The sequence below is a fragment of the Amycolatopsis sp. NPDC114504 genome (assembly GCF_055633595.1).
The window spans coordinates 1142590-1160746 of sequence record NZ_JBVKDU010000005.1 but is presented as its reverse complement, the minus strand read 5'-3'; the positions used below and the strand labels follow the sequence as shown (position 1 = coordinate 1160746).

17 protein-coding genes, 4 tRNA genes and 1 pseudogene are annotated in these 18157 nt (G+C 68.7%); 12 read left to right on the top strand and 10 right to left on the bottom strand.

Going from position 1 to position 18157, the window contains the following annotated elements; genetic code table 11:
- Positions 1-4: 4 nt before the first annotated feature.
- The 3 genes from ACZ7PG_RS41520 to ACZ7PG_RS41510 all read right to left on the bottom strand — a co-directional run bounded on the left by ACZ7PG_RS41520 (position 5) and on the right by ACZ7PG_RS41510 (position 3539).
- Positions 5-1264: an esterase/lipase family protein gene (locus tag ACZ7PG_RS41520; RefSeq protein ID WP_470244679.1), complete on the bottom strand. Its 1260-nt coding sequence runs from the start codon at positions 1262-1264 to the stop codon at positions 5-7.
- 407 nt (positions 1265-1671) lie between these two features.
- Positions 1672-2442, bottom strand: a complete 771-nt coding sequence (locus ACZ7PG_RS41515) for an ABC transporter permease (protein WP_470244678.1) — start codon at positions 2440-2442, stop codon at positions 1672-1674.
- Positions 2439-3539: a serine hydrolase domain-containing protein gene (locus ACZ7PG_RS41510; RefSeq protein WP_470244677.1), complete on the bottom strand. Its 1101-nt coding sequence runs from the start codon at positions 3537-3539 to the stop codon at positions 2439-2441. Before ACZ7PG_RS41510 ends, ACZ7PG_RS41515 begins: the two co-directional genes overlap by 4 nt.
- Before the next feature lie 517 nt (positions 3540-4056).
- Here ACZ7PG_RS41510 and ACZ7PG_RS41505 point away from each other — a divergent pair.
- Genes ACZ7PG_RS41505 through ACZ7PG_RS41495 form a run of 3 tightly spaced genes read left to right on the top strand, consistent with a single transcriptional unit; the run spans position 4057 to position 8375 of the window.
- Positions 4057-5337, top strand: a complete 1281-nt coding sequence (locus ACZ7PG_RS41505) for a metal-dependent hydrolase family protein (protein WP_470244676.1) — start codon at positions 4057-4059, stop codon at positions 5335-5337.
- A complete protein-coding gene (locus tag ACZ7PG_RS41500; protein WP_470244675.1) occupies positions 5337-6911 on the top strand; it encodes an FAD-dependent monooxygenase in 1575 nt (524 codons plus the stop codon). Before ACZ7PG_RS41505 ends, ACZ7PG_RS41500 begins: the two co-directional genes overlap by 1 nt.
- Positions 6912-6920: 9 nt before the next feature.
- The gene (locus tag ACZ7PG_RS41495) at positions 6921-8375 is read left to right on the top strand and encodes an MFS transporter (protein ID WP_470244674.1); all 1455 of its coding nucleotides are present in this window, start codon (positions 6921-6923) and stop codon (positions 8373-8375) included.
- On the opposite strand, the gene ACZ7PG_RS41490 is transcribed toward ACZ7PG_RS41495, so the two are convergent.
- Positions 8363-8995 (bottom strand): TetR/AcrR family transcriptional regulator, encoded by a 633-nt coding sequence (locus ACZ7PG_RS41490; RefSeq protein WP_470244673.1) that lies wholly within the window; start codon positions 8993-8995, stop codon positions 8363-8365. The two genes, ACZ7PG_RS41495 and ACZ7PG_RS41490, sit on opposite strands and share 13 nt — an antisense overlap.
- A 71-nt stretch (positions 8996-9066) precedes the next feature.
- On the opposite strand from ACZ7PG_RS41490, the gene ACZ7PG_RS41485 reads away from it, so the two are divergent.
- The 4 genes and pseudogenes from ACZ7PG_RS41485 (at position 9067) to ACZ7PG_RS41470 (ending at position 12649) form a co-directional block, all read left to right on the top strand.
- On the top strand, positions 9067-10011 hold the full coding sequence (locus ACZ7PG_RS41485; protein WP_470244672.1) for an ATP-binding cassette domain-containing protein: 945 nt from the start codon (positions 9067-9069) through the stop codon (positions 10009-10011).
- Positions 10012-10091: 80 nt separating this feature from the next.
- Entirely contained in the window at positions 10092-10844 is a 753-nt protein-coding gene (locus ACZ7PG_RS41480; RefSeq protein ID WP_470244671.1) for an ABC transporter permease, read from the top strand.
- Between the two features lie 35 nt (positions 10845-10879).
- The gene (locus ACZ7PG_RS41475; RefSeq protein ID WP_470244670.1) at positions 10880-11440 is read left to right on the top strand and encodes a carboxymuconolactone decarboxylase family protein; all 561 of its coding nucleotides are present in this window, start codon (positions 10880-10882) and stop codon (positions 11438-11440) included.
- A gap of 25 nt (positions 11441-11465) precedes the next feature.
- Positions 11466-12649, top strand: a pseudogene (locus ACZ7PG_RS41470) (cytochrome P450).
- 27 nt (positions 12650-12676) lie between these two features.
- Here the strand turns inward: ACZ7PG_RS41470 and ACZ7PG_RS41465 are convergent.
- Complete coding sequence (locus tag ACZ7PG_RS41465) at positions 12677-13681, bottom strand: Lrp/AsnC family transcriptional regulator (RefSeq protein ID WP_470244669.1); 1005 nt, start codon at positions 13679-13681, stop codon at positions 12677-12679.
- 209 nt (positions 13682-13890) lie between these two features.
- Positions 13891-14478: a TetR/AcrR family transcriptional regulator gene (locus tag ACZ7PG_RS41460; protein ID WP_470244668.1), complete on the bottom strand. Its 588-nt coding sequence runs from the start codon at positions 14476-14478 to the stop codon at positions 13891-13893.
- A gap of 165 nt (positions 14479-14643) precedes the next feature.
- Here ACZ7PG_RS41460 and ACZ7PG_RS41455 point away from each other — a divergent pair, with 165 nt between their 5' ends.
- The 4 genes from ACZ7PG_RS41455 to ACZ7PG_RS41440 all read left to right on the top strand — a co-directional run bounded on the left by ACZ7PG_RS41455 (position 14644) and on the right by ACZ7PG_RS41440 (position 16168).
- Positions 14644-14844, top strand: coding sequence for a hypothetical protein (locus tag ACZ7PG_RS41455; RefSeq protein WP_470244667.1), 201 nt, complete (start codon positions 14644-14646; stop codon positions 14842-14844).
- A gap of 101 nt (positions 14845-14945) precedes the next feature.
- The gene (locus tag ACZ7PG_RS41450; protein ID WP_470244666.1) at positions 14946-15692 is read left to right on the top strand and encodes a barstar family protein; all 747 of its coding nucleotides are present in this window, start codon (positions 14946-14948) and stop codon (positions 15690-15692) included.
- Complete coding sequence (locus ACZ7PG_RS41445) at positions 15689-15868, top strand: hypothetical protein (RefSeq protein WP_470244665.1); 180 nt, start codon at positions 15689-15691, stop codon at positions 15866-15868. The genes ACZ7PG_RS41450 and ACZ7PG_RS41445 overlap by 4 nt, the downstream gene beginning before the upstream one ends.
- Positions 15869-15916: 48 nt before the next feature.
- Positions 15917-16168, top strand: a complete 252-nt coding sequence (locus ACZ7PG_RS41440; protein ID WP_470244664.1) for a hypothetical protein — start codon at positions 15917-15919, stop codon at positions 16166-16168.
- Between the two features lie 706 nt (positions 16169-16874).
- Here ACZ7PG_RS41440 and ACZ7PG_RS41435 read toward each other — a convergent pair.
- The 4 genes from ACZ7PG_RS41435 to ACZ7PG_RS41420 all read right to left on the bottom strand — a co-directional run bounded on the left by ACZ7PG_RS41435 (position 16875) and on the right by ACZ7PG_RS41420 (position 17656).
- Positions 16875-16949 (bottom strand) — tRNA-Val (locus tag ACZ7PG_RS41435).
- A 1-nt stretch (position 16950) separates the two neighbouring features.
- Positions 16951-17021 (bottom strand) — tRNA-Cys (locus tag ACZ7PG_RS41430).
- Between the two features lie 24 nt (positions 17022-17045).
- Positions 17046-17118: transfer RNA gene (locus tag ACZ7PG_RS41425), tRNA-Gly, on the bottom strand.
- Between the two features lie 112 nt (positions 17119-17230).
- Positions 17231-17656: an SsgA family sporulation/cell division regulator gene (locus ACZ7PG_RS41420; protein WP_033293569.1), complete on the bottom strand. Its 426-nt coding sequence runs from the start codon at positions 17654-17656 to the stop codon at positions 17231-17233.
- A 391-nt stretch (positions 17657-18047) separates the two neighbouring features.
- Between ACZ7PG_RS41420 and ACZ7PG_RS41415 the strand changes: the two genes are divergently transcribed.
- A tRNA-Val gene (locus ACZ7PG_RS41415) sits at positions 18048-18119 on the top strand.
- The last annotated feature ends 38 nt before the right edge of the window (positions 18120-18157 follow it).

The following is an 18157-nucleotide window of genomic DNA, read 5'->3' as shown; positions in this document are numbered from 1 at the left end:
CCTTTCACGCCAGCCAGCTGGTCACCTGGGACATCGACGCCGACGCCCAGCCCAGCTGCAGATGGTTCACCGAACTGACCAGCGCGGTCGCGGCGAGGTGGCCGATGCCCGTGCTGTCCAACGCGCTGGTCACGAACACGATGCCGTCGCTCGGGCCCCGGTTCTCGTTGAACACGCCGACGATGCTCGGCGAGCCGCCGGCCAGCAGGTACACCGAGACGCTTGCCGGGGTGCCGGCGGACTGGATGGTGGAGATCATCGACCCGGCGTCGATCGCGGCCTGGATGCCCGTCCCGTCGGTGTAGAAACCCTGGCCGCCGTAGTAGGTCGTGTACCAGTCCTGCTGCGAGCCGTCCACGCCGAACGCGCTGTCGAAGCGGGCCAGCATCTGCCGCTGCCCGGGGTAGGTGTCCCAGCCGGCGGTGGGGGTGATCGACAGTTCCGGGTGGTAGGTGTACCTGCCGTAGCAGGTCATCCTGGTGTGCGGGCTCGGCGCGTTGATGGTGACGCCGCACTCCGGCCAGATCGACAGGTCGTGCGCGTAGCCGTGCGCGAACGGGTAGTCGTAGCCACCGTTCGGCCCGCCAAGAGTGATCAGCTTGCGCACGTCGCCGGCGTAGGCCCTTCCCCACGGGGGCTTCACCGAGGACACGTACATCCGGGTGGACAGCTCACCCTTGCTCCAGCCGACCAGATCGACCTGGCCCACACCCAGCCGCGACTTGATCAGCGCGATCGCGTCACCGACCTGCTGTGCCTGCTGGCGGTTCTCGCCCTGCTTGTGCGCGAAGCCGATGGCGAACACCCGGTACCCGCGCGAGCTGAGGTACTGCATCAGCCCGGTCGAAGGGCACGTCGCCGAGCCGCACCCGAAGCCGCCGGACTCGTTCGGATTGGCCCAGGCCCGGTCGGGATTGTCGTTGGCGCCGTGGACCAGCAGCACCGGCGTGGCCTTCGCGCCGGTCGACCAGCCGGGTGCGGAGTAGAGCAGGAACCGCGACGAGGACGGCTGCGCCACGCCGCCGAAGAAGGTCAGCCGCTGCCCGTCCTGGTTGCCCCGTCCGTCCGGCGGATACTGCTCGTCGGCGAAGCCCGCTGTGGTGTCGCGGTAGCGCTCCACCTTGTCCCACCCGTTGGCGACGGTGCCGAACGTCGCCTCCTTGGTCAGGTAGGCGGGATCGGCGGCGGCGACCGGCAAGGCCGGCGCGGCGACCTCCACACCGGCGACGATGGCCGCAGCGACCACCAGGCTGAGCAGGCGCACGACGGGCTCCTCACGACGCCGGGGGAACTCAGCAACTATCGGCCACCGGGCGAGCCGGGGCAATGTGCGCCGGCCACGTTCCGCGCGCCTCGGACATGGTCGCGGTCACCACATCGAGGGGTGCGGTCACGGGTCGTCGAAGCTGCTCGGTCCGGGGCACCTCGGGAGAGGGCGTCCGATGAGGACGCTGCCGAACCCACGGCGCCGGTAAGCCTGATCAACCCGAACCGGGTCCGATGTGCAGCCCGGCGGCTTCCTGGTGCGGACATGGGCCCGCCGGCGTGCGCGGCGCTCCGACCCGAGCCGAGAACGCCGCCGCGCCGGACTTGTCGGGCAGGTTGGCGCTCCAGCTGAACCGCCGCCAGCGGTCAGGACCGGAAGCCGGCTCCGGGCTCGACGGCCGCGAATCAGGCGTCGCGGTTTTTCGCCACGGTGATCGCGACTGCGAGCAGGCCGAAAGCGACCGCGGCGAAGTAGGCCAGCGCCCAGCCCTGATCCAGCGGCGCGGTGGACAACGACACCGGCCCCGCTCCATGGGCGCGCGCATTCGACCCTCCGGTGCCGGTGAGGAACTTCCGGGCCACGTTGAGCGGCAGCCACTGGTGGATGTTCTCACCCACACCGGGGACGATCCGGACCAGTTTTTCGGCGGCGAACGCGTAAACCAGCAGCAACGCGATCGTCCCGGCGCCGTGGCGGAGCAAGGTGGCCACCGCGACCGCGATGACGGCGGCCAGTGCGTACAGAACGCCGACACCGCTCACGGTGATCCAGTCCGCGCCGCTGTCCAGTGCGAGATCGGCCCGGGGTTGCAGCAACGTGGCCGCGAACCACGAGCCGAACGCGCTGACCTCGCCGATGGCCAGGGCGAGCAGGGCCACCACCGCGGTCTTGGCGAGCAGTGCCGGGGTGCGCCGCGGTACCGCCTGGAAGGTCGTACGCATCGTGCCGAAGCGGTATTCGGTGGTCACCGACAACGCGGCCAGCACCATGATCACGGCCACGCCGAAGTCGTAGCCGTACTGGGTCGAGGCCACGGTGGCGGTGAACTCGGCGTCTTCCCGGGTGCCGGCGATGAGGGCCGCGAAGCCGACGCTCACGACCGTGGCGGCCAGCGCACACCACCAGGGCGAACGCGTGGAGCGCAACTTGATGCGCTCGACGGCGAGCAGGGTCATGGGTTTCCTTGTCCGCAGAAGACTTCGTCGACGAGTTCGTGGTAGCCCTGCAGCGGTATCTGCCGGGTCGCGGTGGTCAAGGACAGCTGCAGGCGGGTTTTGCCATCAGGGGTGGTGGCCAGCAGGGTGTCGTAGCCGGGCACGTCGCCGGTGTGGCCCCACACCCGCAAGCCGCAGGGGAGCACGTTGGTGCTCAGGCCCAGGCCGTAGGCGCCGACCGGGGACACCGTGGTCATGTCGGTGAGCTGTGCGGGTGCGAGCAGCCGGCCGCCGAACAGGGCTTCGGTGAAGGTGTCCAGGTCGGCGGTGGTGGAGATGATTTCGCCGGCGGCCCAGCCGACGGACGGGTTCATCGCGGTGACGTCGACGAGTGCGCCGTCGCGGGGTGCGTAGCCGTGGGCGTGCGGGCCGGGGATGGTGGTGCGGTCGCCGGGCAGGGTGGTGTCGTGGAGGCCGAGCGGGCGGAGGACCCGGTCCCGGACGGCAGTCGCCCAGTGCCGGCCGGTGAGGTGTTCGACCAGCAGCCCGGCGACGATGTAGTCGGTGTTGGAGTACCTCGACGCGGTGCCGGGCGGGAAGTTCAGGGGATGAGCGGTGGCCATGGCCACCAGGTCGCGGGGGTCCCAGTGCCGCTGGAGCTCGGCCGGGTCGCCGGTGAGGTCGTCGGAGTAGTCGCGGAGGCCGCTGCTGTGCTGCAGCAGCATGCGGACGGTGATCCGGTCGCCGTCGGGCAGCAGGCCGGGCAGGTGCCGGGACACGGGGTCGTCGAGGGTGAGCCGTCGCTCGCCGGCGAGCTGGAGGATGACGGTGGCGGTGAAGGTCTTGGTGACGCTGGCGATCCGGAACCGCCCGTTCACGGGAACGCCCTCCGGCGACCCCAGCTGGGCGACGCCGCTGCGTGCGGTGAACTCCCGGCCGCCGGCGGCGATCCTGACCTGGGCGCCCGCGGCTCCCGTCGTGGTCATCAGATCCAGTGCCCGGACGATCCGGTGCCGGTCGGGACCGCCGCCCGCGACTGCGGTCCCGGTCATGGTGAGCGACAGACCTGTGATGCCGGCGAGAGCCAGCGCGCTGAACCTGATTCCTGGCTGTCTCAAGTGATTCGTCCTCGGGTCGGTGTGGCAACCAGTGTCTTGGCGGGACCCGGCCCGGGACATCCGGGATGATCCCTACCGGACCTCCCGGAGCCGGTCGGCTCCGGCACCGTCGGCACCGGCAGGTTCCACTTCACCGGGTCGGCGTGACAGATCCAGAGCGCGTAGCAGACCGCCGAGTTCGCCACCGACCCTCCGGCCCGGGGAGGGGCGAGCTGCTTGATGACGTCCAGCTCGGGTCGCCATGGGGGAAGACAGCGACAGAGCACTGAGCTTGGCCGTCGCATCGGACCCGAATCCACAGCGGACGGTCGAGGGGGCCTACGACTGACCCGGCCCGAAATCTCCGATGGACTGCACCCCCTTTGGTCGGCTGCCTGAGGTTTGCTCCGTTGCGTGGCCGGCTTCTTGACACTGAACGGCGGAACAGGCAGTCGGTTTCATGCGCGACGGCGGGCTCGCATGAAGGAAACTTGCGATATCCATGGTCGGTGGGAACGTCGCCGTAGCGTTCGGGATCATGAACTTGGACCGCACAGCGGCACTGAGGGTGCACAACGTCAGTCTCGTTGACGGTGTGGAGGACACCGCAGTGCCCGACGCCGTGCTGCAGGCCGATGAAGACGGACGGATCACCTATGCCGGCCCGGCGAGCGAGGCACCGCCGCCGCCACTGGGTGTTCCGGTCATCGACGGCCGGGGTGGCACGCTGTTGCCCGGGTTCTTCGATTGCCACGTCCACCTCGGAATGCCGTCGGAGCAGTCGGTGGTGGAACAGGCGCTCACGACGAACGACGTGATGCGGGTGCTCGGGACCGTGCGGCGGATGCGGCTGACGCTGGATGCGGGCATCACCTCGGCGCGTGACCTGGGAGCCTTGCCCGCGGCCTACCGCGACGCCGTCTCCGGCGGCGAACTGGCCGGGCCGCGGCTGCAGGTGTCGGTCGGCATCATCAGCCACACCGGTGGCCACGCGGACAGCACGCTGCCCAGCGGCCTGCATCTCGACTTCGACTTCTGCGTGCTGGCCGACGACGTGTCCGAGGTGCGGCTCGCGGCGCGTCGGATGCTGCGCGCCGGCGCCGACGTCGTCAAGATCTGCACCACCGGCGGCATCAGCAGCGCGACGGACGACCCCGACGACGAGGATCTTCTGGAGGAGGAAGTCGCCGCCGTCGTGGACGAAGCACGCCGGCACCGGGGCCGCGTGGTCGCGGCGCACGCGCAGGGGCGGGCCGGAGTTCTCGCCGCGATCCGCGGTGGTGTCCGCTCGGTCGAACACGGTTTCGGCATCGACGACCAGGGCTGTGACCTGCTGGGCGAGCGCGGGGCGTTCCTCGTCCCCACTCTGGAAACAGTCTTCCGGCCGCTGGAACGGGGCACGACTTCGCCGTGGCGCTACGAGAAGAAGCGGCGCTGGAACGAGATCGCCAAGGAAAACATTGCCGCTGCCATCGAACGGAAGGTGAACATCGCAGCGGGCACTGATGCGGGAATCGCCCCGCACGGGAACAACCTCGCCGAGCTGGCGCATCTGGTCGAGCTCGGCATGAGCCCGATGGACGCCGTCCGCGCCGCGACGGTGAACAGTGCCCGGCTGCTCGGGGTCGATGACCGGCTGGGCACTCTGCGCCCCGGCATGCTCGCCGATCTGGTGCTCTGCGCGGGCGACCCGCTGCGGGACATCACCGTGCTGTCGGTGCCGGAAAACATCGTCGTCGTCGCCCAGCAGGGAGTCGTACGCAAGAACCTTCTGTCGGTGCAGCCTCTCGCAGCTTCACCGCTTCTGGAAAGGACCTAATGACCGAGCACCCGAGCATCGACGTCATCGTCATCGGAGCCGGGCCCACCGGGCTCACCCTCACGTGCGACCTGACCCGCCGCGGCTTCGCGGTCCGGATCCTCGAGCAGGCCCAGGTGCCCAACCGCGCCAGCCGGGCCAAGACCATCCAGCCGCGCTCGCTGGAGGTGCTCGACGACCTGGGGGCGGTGGACCACGTCCTGCGCCACGGTGTCGCCAAGCTGCCGATGCGGTTCCACGAGCCCTCCGGCGCGGTCGTGGACAAGCCGCCGATCTCGGTCCCGGCGGACGACTCCGCGCACACTCCCTACCCGGATCCGTTGTGGATCGGGCAGTTCCACGTCGAGCACGCGCTGCGGCAGCGGCTCGAAGAGCTCGGCGGAGCCGTCGAGTTCGGGAGTGAGGTGACCGGGCTCGAGCAGGACGACGACGGGGTCACCGTCGCGCTGCACACCGGTGACGGCGCGCGGACCGCGCGAGCCCGCTACGTCGTGGGCGCCGACGGCGGCAAGAGCAGCACCCGCAAGTACGCCGGGCTTCCCCTGCTGGGCAAGACCTACGACGAACAGCGTTGGTACCTCGGCGATGTCACCGTGGGCTCGGACCTCGACCGAGGCCGCATGCACATCTGGCCCTCCGAGCGGGGGATGCTCGGCCTCACTCCGCTCGGCGACGATGTGTGGCAGTTCCAGAGCCCCATCCTGCCCGGGGATGTTCCCGGCGTGCCGTCGCTGGAGTTCTACCAGCAGCTGTTCGACGACCGGGCCGGAACGGGCACCGTCGTCCTCACCAGCGCCAGCTGGCTGTCGGTGTACCTGATCAACGTCCGCATGGTGCAGACCTACCGCAAGGGCCGCGTTCTGCTCGCCGGCGATGCCGCCCACGTGCATTCCGCCGCCGGCGGCCAGGGCATGAACACCGGCATCCAGGACGCCTACAACCTCGGCTTCAAAATGGACAGCATTCTCAACGGTGCGTTGTCGACGCTGCTGGACACCTACAGCGAAGAACGGGTCCCGGTTGCCCGCCGAGTGCTCGCCATGAGCACGGACAAGATGGCCAAGGCCATGGCGGCGGCCGGCGGCGGCGAGGAGGAACTCGGTTCCGCGCTCGCCGGCATCGGAGACGGGAAGATGAACACCGGCCTGGGCATCCACTACCGCGACAGCCGGATGACCTTTCGCGGCGGCAGCGAAGTCATCTCCGGCCCTCAGCCCGGCGACCGGGCGCCCAACGTGACGGGCCTGGAGGGCGGAGAGGGCCGTGGCGGTCTGTTCGACCTCCTGCGCGGCATGCACTACTCGCTGTTCGTGTGGGACCACACCGCACCGGTCATCTTCGACAACGCCAAACCGACCCACCTGCACGTGCACCGGATCGGCCCGGGCCCCGGCAGCCCGATCGTCGACGCCAAGGGGGAGTTCGAGTGCGTCTACCAGCCCTACGCCGGAGAGCTGATCCTCGTGCGGCCCGACGGCTATCTGCTGGCTCGTATTCCCGCGGACCGGGAAATGGACCTCATCAACCATCTGGCGCCGTTCCGCTCGATCGGCACCACCGTCCGGCCCGACTAGGAGCCCACCGTGGAAGAAACCAGTACCGCCACCGCGGCGCCGGGCAGCCGGCTGCACCTGCGATGGACCCGGTTGCTCGTCGGCCAGACGGCGGTCTTGCTGCTGGTGAACGTCATGGTGGACACCGTGATCACCGCGCCGATCGTCGTGCTGCCCCAGATGCTCGGCCATTTCGGGACCGACGAGCCGGCGTGGCTGAACTCGAGCGCGATGCTGGCGGGAGCGATGTGGTCACCGCTGCTGGGGAAGATCGCCGACCGCTCCGGCAAACGCCGGACCCTGGTCCTGACCTTGGTCGTCGCGGCGGTGGGTGCCCTCGTGTGCCTGCTCGCGCCGACCATCTGGGTGTTCGTCGTCGGGCGGATGATCCAGGGAGCCGCGGTCGCGTCGTTGTTCCTCACCGTCGGCATCGTCAAGGACATCTGCGCGCCGCGGCTCGGGATGGTCGTCACCGGAGTCGTGACGACCGGTAACGCGATCTTCAGCATCGGGACGACGTTCCTGTTCCACTACCTCGGCGACGAGTACGGCTACCAGGTGGTCTTCGTCGTGGCCGGGATCCTGGCCGTCGTCACGGCGGTTCTGGTCCGCTTCCTGCTCCCGGAGTCGCTGATCCGGACCCCGGGCCGGATCGACGTGCGCGGGGCGCTGCTGCTCGGCGGTGGCCTGGCGCTGACGGTCGCCTACATCAGCTTCGGGTCGGAGTACGGCTGGGTCGGCGCGCTGCCGCTCCTGCTGGCCGGACTCGCGGCGCTCGGCGTCTGGTACCCGCTGTCGCGGCGGGTGCCCGAGCCCGTGGTCGACGTCCACCACCTCGGTCGCCCGCTGATCCTCACGCTGCTGGTGGTCGTCCTCGGAACCGGCGCCTACCAAAGCATGCTGCAGCTGTTCAGCCTGCTCAGTGACGTGTCGCCGGACCAGGGACTCGGCTACGGGCTCGCCGGCGCCGGAGGCGCGGCGATCGGGCTGCTGCTCGGGCTGCCGTCGATCGGGATCGTGCTCGGGGGCACGCTGGCGGGAGCGATCTCGACCCGGACCGGCCCGGCGCCGGTACTGGCCGCGGGGGTGGCCCTCGGGACGGTCGCGACCCTGGGGTTGTTCGTCGGAGCGGACTCGCTGCCGCTCGCCGTCGTCTGCTCCTTCATGCTGAGCCTCACCGCGGGGACCCTTGTGACGTCGGGCTTCAACATGGCGGGCATCTTGGTGCCGGCCGATCGCCAGGCCACCGTGTCCAGCCAGGTCATGGTCATGGTCGCGCTCGGCTCGGTGTTCCTCAACTTCATCGGCGCGGCGGTCCTGAAGTCCCACCGGGTGACCGTCGGCGGGGTTTCGCTGAACTCGGCCACGGGCGTGTTCACCTACGTCGGGATCGGGCTGGCCGCGTTCGTGATCGCCGGGGTACCGGCCGTGCTGCTGGTGCGGACCCAACGGGGAACCGGGCGCCGTGACGTTCAGCTCCGGTAGGCGCGGAGGAAGGCGTCGACTCCATCGGCGATGATCGCCGGGATCTCCGCCTCCGCTTCCTCCGGGGTGTCCCGAAGTGCTTCCAGCGCCAGAAGAATCGTCAGGGCGGTGAAGTGCTTCGTGGCACGTCGCGGGTCGGGGACCCGGAGCGTGCCGGCGGCGGCGAGCTGGGCGAACCGCTCGGCCAGCAAGCGTTCGGGTTGCTCGTCCACGGCCTCGGGCAATCGCGGCGCCGACGGGCCTTGCGAGGTCAGTCGCCGGTGGGCGACGTAGCTCGAGGAGGGGAAAGCCCGCGTCACCACGCGCATCGCGAAAGCGGTCAGCGCCTCGTGCAGGTCTCGCCCGTCGGTGAGTTCCTGGTCGACAGCCTCGCGCACGGTCGCGGTGACGCTCTCGTGCACCCGCGCCAGGACGCTCTCGAACAGCGTCGACTTGTCGCCGAAATGGTCGTAGACGGTGCGTTTGGACACCTGGGCCCGTGCGGCGATGGCGTCGACACTGGTGGGTTCGTAGCCCTCGGCGACGAAGAGCCGCTCGGCGGCGTCGAGGATGGCGGCTTGCTTGCTTTCGGATCGCCGCCGTCGGCCCGGGGTCTGCTCGGTCGTCTTCATCGAGGTCATCTTCTCACCGTCTTCTCAGCCCATTGAAAACTACACCGTGTAGTGTGAATTTTGACGAAGGGAGCACTCGCATGGCTGAATCCACCAGGGTGCCGAGGGGTGGCGTCGCCATCCGGGCGAGCGGCCTGACCAAGCGGTACGGCAGCGCGACCGTGGTCGACGACCTGTCGTTCACCGCCGAACCGGGGGCCGTCACCGGCTTCCTCGGGCCGAACGGAGCGGGCAAGAGCACGACGATGCGGATGCTGCTGGGGCTGACCGAACCCACCGCGGGCACGATCACGGTCGGCGGCCGCCGGATCACCGAGCTCGACGACCCGCCGCGCACCATCGGTGCGCTGCTCGACGCGCGGGCCGTCCACCCCCAGCGCACCGCTTTCGACCACCTCCTCGCGTTCGCCCAGGCGGCGGGCCTCGGCCGGCCGCGAGTGGCCGAGGTGCTCGACCTCGTGGGGCTGACCGGCGCGGCCCAGCGCCGGGCGGGGGAGTTCTCGCTGGGAATGAACCAGCGTCTCGGCATCGCGACGGCCCTGCTCGGCGATCCGGCCGTCCTGGTCTTCGACGAGCCGCTCAACGGCTTGGACCCCGAAGGCGTCCGGTGGGCCCGCACCCTGCTGCGGAACCTGGCGGCGGAGGGCCGCACGATCCTCTTCTCCAGCCACCTGATGTCCGAAATGGAGCTGACCGCGGACAACCTCGTCGTGATCGGCCAGGGCAGGCTCGTCGCCGAGTCGACGCTCGACGACTTCGTCCTCGCGCACACGACGAGGACGGTCACGGTCTCCTCGCCCACGCTCGACGAGCTCGGGCGCGCACTGAACCGGGCGGAGATCGCGTTCGAGCGGACTGAGCGGGGAAACCTGCTCGTCGCCGGTGCTGACCCGGCCCTCGTCGGCAAGATCGCCGCGGCTGACGGGATCGCGCTCGACGAGCTGGCCTGGGTGCGCGAGTCCCTCGAGGACGTGTTCCTCCGGCTCACCCACGACGTCACCGAGTTCGAAAGCCAGGCCGCATGAAAACCATGACTCTCCGCCGGACGAAACCGAAAACCTCTCGAGGCACACGTATCAACTGGGGCTTCTGGCCCACCGCGAACATGATCCGCTCCGAATGGACCAAGCTTCGCAGCGTCCGCACCACGTGGATCATCGCGTTCAGCGCCATCGCCTCGGGGGTCGCACTCAGCACGCTCGGCGTTTCCGACCTCCTCGGGGGCGAACCGTCGGACCTGCCCGCCGGCTGGGATCCGACCGCGAGCAGCCTGAAGGGGTTCCTGTTCGCGCAGCTGCTCATCGGCATGCTCGGCGCGTTCAGCATCACGCCCGAACACAGCAGCGGAATGATCGGCAGCAGCATCGCCATGGTGCCGGCGCGGTCCCGTCTCCTCGCCGCGAAGACGTTCGTCGTGGCGGTAGCCGCGCTGGTCACCAGCCTGCTCACCACGCTGATCAGCTTCGGCGTGGTCCAGCTGATGCTGCACGGCGCCGGGCTGCCTGCCGCCGGACCCGGCGATCCGGGCGTGCTCGGCGCCCTCGGCGCGGCCACGCTCTACCTGACCGCGGTCGCCCTCGTCGGGGTGGCCGTCGGCGTGCTGACGCGGTCGAGTACGGGCAGCCTCGCCGTGCTCGTCGGCGCCCTCCTCCTCGTGCCCGCCCTCGCCCCCGGCATCCCGGGAGCCATCGGTGAGGCGTTCGGGCGGTTCTGGCCGTTCACCGCCGGACAGGCCGCCTACGCGGTGGTCCCGGCCGACGGTGCGGTCGCACCCGGCCTCGGGATCTCGATCCTGCTCGTGGCGACGGCGGCCGTCAGCGTCGCCGCCCACTGGGTGATCCGCACCCGGGATGTGTGATCGCCGTGCGGATGCCCCCGATCAAACCCGGTGACATGTCCGACGAGCAGCGTTCGCTGGATCAGCACGTGCGCGGGATGCTAGCGGGATTCCACCCGCCGTTCACCACGACGGATGACAGCGGCGCGCTGATCGGTCCCTTTCCCGTGATGCTTCGCTTTCCCGAGCTCGCCAAGCCGTTGCTGGAGTGGTTCACCTCGGTCACCGGCGGCAGTGTGCTGCCGGCGCGGGCGCGCGAGGTCGCCATCCTCGCCATCGGAGCTCGTTATGGTGCGGCGTACGAGGTCTATTCGCACAGCAGGATCGCGCTGGCGGTCGGGCTTTCCGGCAACGTTGTCGCCACCCTGGTCGCCGGACGACGTCCGACCGATCTGACGCCGGAGGAGACGGTGGCGCACGACGTGGCGGCTCACCTTCACTCCGGCGGCCCGATGCCGGAAGGGCTGTACCGAGCCGCCGTCGATTGCTTCGGTGAACTCGGCACCGCTGAACTCGTCTTCCTGGTCGCGCAGTATGCGAGCATTTCGATGGTTCTCAATGCCTACGACGTCCCGGTACCGATCGACGCCGAACGTGAATGGGAGTCCAGTGTCTGACTTCGTCGGAAGTGCCGCAGGTCGAATTCGCGACTTTCCGGTGAACCGAGGGTGTCCATTCACCGTGCCGCGGGAATACGAGGAGATCCGGGATGGTGAGCGGGTCTCGAAGGTCCGGTTACCTGATGGCGGGTGGGCGTGGGTGATCAGCCGGCACGAGGATGTCCGGTTGGTGCTGAACGATCGCCGGTTCAGTGCCGACCGGCAGCACCCGGACTTTCCGCAGCGGGTCAAAGGCGGAGGGGCGGTCCGGCAGCAGGGTGAGCGCACGATGGTCGCGATGGATGCGCCGGAGCATGGGGCGGCGCGCAGGGCCGTGCTCGGCGAGTTCACGGTGCGCCGGATGGAGGCGTTGCGGCCGCGGGTTCAGCGGATCGTCGACGACCGGATCGATGTGCTGCTGGCCGGGCCGAGGCCGGCTGATTTGGTGGAGACGCTGTCGCTGCCGGTGCCGTCGCTGGTGATTTGCGAGCTTCTCGGGTGCCTTATGCGGATCACGCTTTTTTCGAAGAGAACACCGCGAAGCTGATCAACCGCGATACCGCCGCGGCGGACCGACGGCTGGCGCTGGAGACCGTGCACGGCTATCTGATCGGTCTCATCGCTGAGAAGGAGAAGGATCCGCCGGACGACCTGCTCGGGCGGCAGATCGTCAAGCTCCGCGCGGACGGTGGCTACCGGCGAGCTTCGCTGGCGGCGACGGGCTTTCTGCTGCTCGCCGCCGGGCACGAGACGACCGCGAACATGATCTCGTTGTCAACACTGGCTTTTCTGCGGCACCCGGAGCAGCTCGCGGCGATCAGGGCCGAGCCGGGCCTGACGCTCGAGGCGGTGGAGGAGTTGCTGCGCTACTGGACGATCGGTGACAGCATGGCGCGGCTGTGTGTGGAGGACGTCGAGGTCGGCGGGCAGCGGATCCGGGCGGGGGAGGGGGTGCTGGCACTGGGTTTCTCGGCCAACCGCGACCCGCGGGCGTTCGACAACCCCGACGAGCTGGACGTTGCGCGCGGCGCGCGTCACCATGTCGCGTTCGGTTTCGGCCCGCACCAGTGCCTCGGCCAGAACCTCGCCCGGATGGAGCTGCAGATCGTGTTCGACACGCTGTTCCGGCGCGTGCCGACGCTGGCGCTGGCCGCGGAGGTGGAGGAGCTGCCGTTCAAGGACGATGCGAACATCTACGGCCTGTACCGGCTGCCGGTGACCTGGTGACGATGTCGATGAGGGTGTGACCGCCCCCTACTCGGCCGCCTCGGCCAGCAAGGGCACGGACCGGACCGACCTGCCGTCGGCATCCAGAACTCGGCCGAGGAGCTTGATCATGCGCAGGACCATCACCCGATCGTGGACACGTAACGCCGGCAGCGCCTGGCTCATCTGGCGCTCGAGGTCGTGAGCCTCGGAGATCGAGCGCAGCGACGCGTCGACGACCAGGTTGCACGGCCCGGAAACGACATTGCAGGATCGGACGCCCTGCAACTCCCGGATGCACTGCTCGGCCTCGGCGAGCTTGGTCACCCCGATCGAGCAGAAAAAGACGGTGTGCACCGTGCGCCCGGACAAGTGCGGGGAAATGTCGCACCGGTAGGTCACGAGCCCGGCGCCTTCCATGCGGGCCAGCCGTCGGCGGACGGCGACCGGGCCGATGCCCGCGTAGGTGGCCAGCTGTTCGAACGACGCGCGGCCGTCGAGGCTGAGCGCGCGCAGGATTCGGTGGTCGGTCGGATCGAGAGCCGGTCGCCGCCCCGTCCCGGTCGGCGGCGGCGAGTGCAGCTGCCGCCGCTGATCGAGGTCGAGTGCACCCTCCCGCCACTGGCTGGCGTCGACGGCAGAGTGCGTCACGATGTGGCTGCGTACGTCTCGCACCCCGGCAACGTGACTGACCCGGTCGAGCAGGTAGTCGGCAAGCGCGTCGAAATCCGGCGCCTGGGCCAGCACCACCAGGTCCCGGGACCCAGCCGTCAGCTTCACCGTCGCCGCCTCGGCGTCCTCGGCCAGTGCGGCCGCCACGTCGGTCGAATGCTGGGGGAGACAGCTGATCTCGACCGTCGCTACCGACGGCGTCAGGTGGCCGCCGAGGTGGGCGGTCACCCAGGCGACCCCGTCGGCCTGCATGCGCGACCACCGGCGGCTCACGGTCGCGGGGTCGACTCCGAGGACGGGCGCGAGGTCCCGCCAGCTCGCGCGGGGGGCGGTCCGCACGGCGTCCACAATGGCCAGATCCAGTTCGTCGTAGGCCGGCACCGACTGACACCTTTCATGTGCCATGAGTTTCAGGACGAAGGGAAATGAGAAGTCGCCGAACTGTGTGTCGCAGACCGTAGCGTACGACATCAAAAACGGAACACCCGCGGCGATCAGTTCGATGACAAGAGCAGATCTCCTTTCTTTGCCCTGTGCCCGTGATAAGAATCATGGGAATTCCTGGACTGACTTCGAGCAAACCCTCCAGGTCAATGGCCCTGATTTGCTGTGGCCCCGATCCCGGCGAGTACGACGTCGGTGAGGCGCTCCGCCTCGGCGTGACCGAACGGGACGTCGGTCCGGCTCGGAAAGGGGTGCATCGGGCCGGAAATCAGCTGGGCGAAGAAGAGCGGGTCGACCGGCGGTAGCTCGCCGCGTTCGGCAGCTCGTTCGAGCCGGACCCGCACCAGTTCCAGACGGCGTTCGTACACGCCGCGCACGGTCTGAGTCACCGCCTCGTGTTCGCGGCTCTGCGCCGCGATCGCCAGAGCTCGACCGAGGGGTGTGTCCAGTTCGGCCGCCAAGGTCACCAGGAACTGTATGAGGTCGGCGCGCAGGTCGCCCGTGTCGGCGAACGGAACCTGCTGGTCGGCGCGGTGGCTCAGCGCTTCGATGGCCAACTCGCTGCGCTGGGGCCAGTTGCGGTACACGCTCGCCTTGTTCACGCCGGCGCGATCGGCCACCTCTTCGTATCGAAACCCCATGACCCCGTCGCGTGCGATCAGCTCGACGGTCGCCTGGAGGACCTGTGCGCGCACGCGGGCGGTTCGCCCGCCGGGCCGCCGGGTGTCGGTCATGCGTGTCACCTTCCCGTGCGGTGTCCCTCCCAGCTGCTCACCGGTCAGCTACCCTATCACTAAAGCGACAGATAGTCGCTTTAGGCGGAGGGATCATCATGGACATCCTCATCCGTCGCGGAAAACACGGGCCTGCTGGCGAAGATTCGCGACCGGCGGCTGCGGATGACCGAGAACAGCGTCTTCGTCGACGCCGGTGGCACCGTTCTCGCCGCACTGCCGCTCGCGGAAACGAGCGACTCCGACGGCGACATCGAAATCGCACCCGAGGACCTGGCGACCGTGCCGTCCCGAGACCGACCGCATCCTGGAGAAGGAGCTCTCCAACGGCTCGACGGTGTACGGCTGGACGTCGACCCACTATGACAAGATCCAACGGTTCAGCGCGCCACTTCCCTGATTCGGGCTGGAACTGAGGAGTCGGCAGCGGTCGTGCGCGTCCAGCGGTGACGGGAAGGGGGAGTCAGGTGGAGTCCGTTGAGAGTGGTGCGCTGTACCGCCTGGTCGACGGGAGCGGGGGCAACCTGCTCGTCGGGGCCGAAGAGCTGGACGGTTTCTTCGTCTCTCCGGGCAACGACTCGTCGGAAGTCGCGTTCTTACGGGCGCGCCTCGGTGAGAGACCTCCGCGGCGCGTCGAGGACGCGGTCCTCGAGGTAGTGAACACACAGCGCGAGAGGATAGGTGAGTACCTCGTCGGAGGGGTGATTTTCGGTGACTCCGGTACGGCGGACGCGCGGGGCGAAGTTCCCCGCGTTTCGTTCCGGTACTTCGGCGACCGGTGTGAGTTTCCGGAAGCAGCCGGGATTTGGCTGCGGTGGGCGTCGGGACGGCCGCTGCGGACGGGCGAGTGGCTTCAACGCCCGGCCGGCCACCACCAGGCTTGGCTGCACGTCGTGCGGAACTCGTGGTTCGCCACCGGTCACGGTGCTGTCAGGTACGGGAACGCGGAGGTGCTGACCCTCGACGGTGCATCGACTGTGACGAAGGCCGGCTTTTACTGTGCGTTGGGCGAAGCTGCTAACGGTCCGGGCGGCTACTTCGGTTCGAATGTCGACGCCCTCGCCGATTGCCTCCGCTCGAGTCCGGTAGGGACGCGACCGGTCAGGCTCTTGTGGAAAGACTTCTCCTCCTCTGAAGAGGCGCTCGGGAAGCAGTTCGTGAGCGCGATCACGGCTGTCTTGGGTGAGTTCGGCGTGGTCGTCGAGGTTCGATGACTCCGGACGACGTGATCCCGGGCGACTTGCTCGCCTCGGAGGAGATCGCGCTGCTGGACCGGGCGCTGGTGGAGTGGGGTGGTCCCGCCCGATGTAGTGACGAGCTTGCGGTCGGCATGGGTTCGCGGGTCTCGATGACCTGGTCGTCCAGTGTGAACGGCTGCGAGCCGCGTTGAGGGCGGGGAGTCCGTTGGCCGCTGCATGAGGACTATGCCGAGTCGTCGGTGTCGTCGTACTTCGCGTTGTTCTCGACCATTCTCAACGGCGCGGTGCGTGCTCGGATGATCCCGGCCAACCCGTGCAACGGTGTCCGAGTGTCCAAAGGCGAGTACGACACCGAACGGCTGGTAGGCACTCCGGCGCAGGCGCTGCGGGCGGCGATGCGGCTCTACGAGCTTGGTCTGGGGATGTCGGAGTTCGTGCTGTGCCTGATGGATTTCTATACCGGCGCCCGATGGGGTGAGCTCGTCGGGTAGCAGCGGCACGAGTACGACTCCGAGCGACGTGGCATCGAGATCCGGACGCCGCTCAAGGAAGTTGGCGGGAAAGTCTACAAAGGAGGCCGGAAGAGTGATGATCATCACTCGGATGGCCGTCAGCGGCCGCCGACGAGGCGGGGGAACTCGCGGCCGAAGAAGGGGCGAACGAAAACCCCTGCGGGGACTCGGTTTGTGGCGTTGCCTCCGGGGATCGCGGTGCTCTACGAAGAGTTGATGGACAGCCATCGGGGTCGAATTTCCGGATCCGGTTTTGGCGGCCAGCCTGGGACGGCGTCGAACTTGACGATGCTGGGGCGGGGGAGCGGCGGCCACCGATCCTTCCGACGTTCACCTTCCACGAAGGGCGACACACCCACGCCACGTGGCTGACTGAGGACGGAATCTCGGAGGTCGCCCGACGGGCGCGTCTGGGCCAGAAGATGAAGGGAATCGCCCGGGTCTACGACCACGTGACGCGGGCGATGGTGAACCAGATTCTGGATGTCCTGGAAGTGCGGTGGCAGCGGTCTCTGGCCGCGCTGTACCCCGGGGGAGCGGGCCAAGCTCGTGTCGTGATTCCCGCACCTGCGGTCCCGGCGAGGTCTGGAGCCCGGCCCTGGACCCATCGCCATTTCATCGCCATCTGATGATTGAAGTCCTGCCCCTCCGGGGAGGGGCAGGGCTTCTGACCTGCGAAAACATGTGGTGCGCGATACTGGGATTGAACCAGTGACCTCTTCCGTGTCAGGGAAGCGCTCTCCCGCTGAGCTAATCGCGCGAGGTGGAGACGGGATTCGAACCCGTGTACACGGCTTTGCAGGCCGTTGCCTCGCCTCTCGGCCACTCCACCGTGCCAGGCTGCGAGAGCCTACCGAGCGGATGACGGGATTCGAACCCGCGACCCTCACCTTGGCAAGGTGATGCGCTACCAGCTGCGCTACATCCGCACTCCGCAGCTCCAGGGGGTCGAATCCCCGTCGCCGTGGTGTGAGAAAACCATATCGGACCCCGAAAACGGGTTCGACACCGGGGTGTCACTCCGCTGTTGCGAAGCCGTCATCAGGCCAGATCGTGGGGGATCAGGTGGGTGAGCGCGTCGTCCACGTCGACCCACAGGTGCTCGTTGCCCGGGAGCACCACGTCGTAGGTGCGGTCGAGGAAGTCGGCCAGCTCCTGGGCGGACGCCTCGAACATGGCGTGCCCGGACGGCGAGTTCAGCTCGATCAGCACGGATTCGGGGTCTTCGACGGAGGGGCGGATGCGGACGTCCCCGTCACCCGCGTCGGCCAGCAGGCCGTCCGCGAGGAGGTCGCGTGCGTACACCCATTCGACCCAGCCGGCGCGGCCCGTGCGGAACGCGGCGACGACCGCATACGGGTCGCGTGTGTCGTAGCGCAGCTCCACCTTGACCGGAACCGCGGGCGTCCGCGGCGCCAGCAGGTCGAAGACCGCCGTCGAGCGGAGCGTCACGTGATCGTTGCGCATCGTCCTACCCTTCGTCTCCCTTCCCGGCCCGGCCCGGCCGAGGGCGTCACCACTGGGACGCATCGGGAGGCCGATTCCGTCGCAGGTGAGCCGCATATCACCCGTACGGGCCCATCAGCCCCCGTTCGCGCCCGTGATCACCCCACGACGCGCGATCGACCGGCGCGCCCCGTGTGGGCCCACTCCTCCATACTGCGCGGTTTAGTCGCCGGGCGATAGCACCGTCGCACGGATGTCGAACGTGGCGTCGGGCGGCCCCCACCTGCCACGACCCCGGCTAGCTCGGGGTTGTTCGTTCCGTACTCGCCGGTAAGCGGAGTGTGGTCGCCGGAGACCACCCGTTTGCAGGCGCCCGGAAGTCGTGCGGTACAGTTCTCCCACCACCGCGAGCGGGCGATTAGCTCAGGGGGAGAGCGCTTCGTTCACACCGAAGAGGTCACTGGTTCGATCCCAGTATCGCCCACGAGATTCGCTGGAAGAGCCCTGTCTGCCGAATGCGCA

Coding starts and splice junctions, on each gene's coding strand:
- ACZ7PG_RS41515 (WP_470244678.1), bottom strand. CDS start 2,442: ATGACCCTGCTCGCCGTCGAGCGCATCAAGTTGCGCTCCACGCGTTCG.
- ACZ7PG_RS41505 (WP_470244676.1), top strand. CDS start 4,057: ATGAACTTGGACCGCACAGCGGCACTGAGGGTGCACAACGTCAGTCTC.
- ACZ7PG_RS41455 (WP_470244667.1), top strand. CDS start 14,644: ATGACCGAGAACAGCGTCTTCGTCGACGCCGGTGGCACCGTTCTCGCC.
- ACZ7PG_RS41490 (WP_470244673.1), bottom strand. CDS start 8,995: ATGACCTCGATGAAGACGACCGAGCAGACCCCGGGCCGACGGCGGCGA.
- ACZ7PG_RS41485 (WP_470244672.1), top strand. CDS start 9,067: ATGGCTGAATCCACCAGGGTGCCGAGGGGTGGCGTCGCCATCCGGGCG.
- ACZ7PG_RS41420 (WP_033293569.1), bottom strand. CDS start 17,656: ATGCGCAACGATCACGTGACGCTCCGCTCGACGGCGGTCTTCGACCTG.
- ACZ7PG_RS41500 (WP_470244675.1), top strand. CDS start 5,337: ATGACCGAGCACCCGAGCATCGACGTCATCGTCATCGGAGCCGGGCCC.
- ACZ7PG_RS41475 (WP_470244670.1), top strand. CDS start 10,880: ATGTCCGACGAGCAGCGTTCGCTGGATCAGCACGTGCGCGGGATGCTA.
- ACZ7PG_RS41480 (WP_470244671.1), top strand. CDS start 10,092: ATGATCCGCTCCGAATGGACCAAGCTTCGCAGCGTCCGCACCACGTGG.
- ACZ7PG_RS41460 (WP_470244668.1), bottom strand. CDS start 14,478: ATGACCGACACCCGGCGGCCCGGCGGGCGAACCGCCCGCGTGCGCGCA.
- ACZ7PG_RS41445 (WP_470244665.1), top strand. CDS start 15,689: ATGACTCCGGACGACGTGATCCCGGGCGACTTGCTCGCCTCGGAGGAG.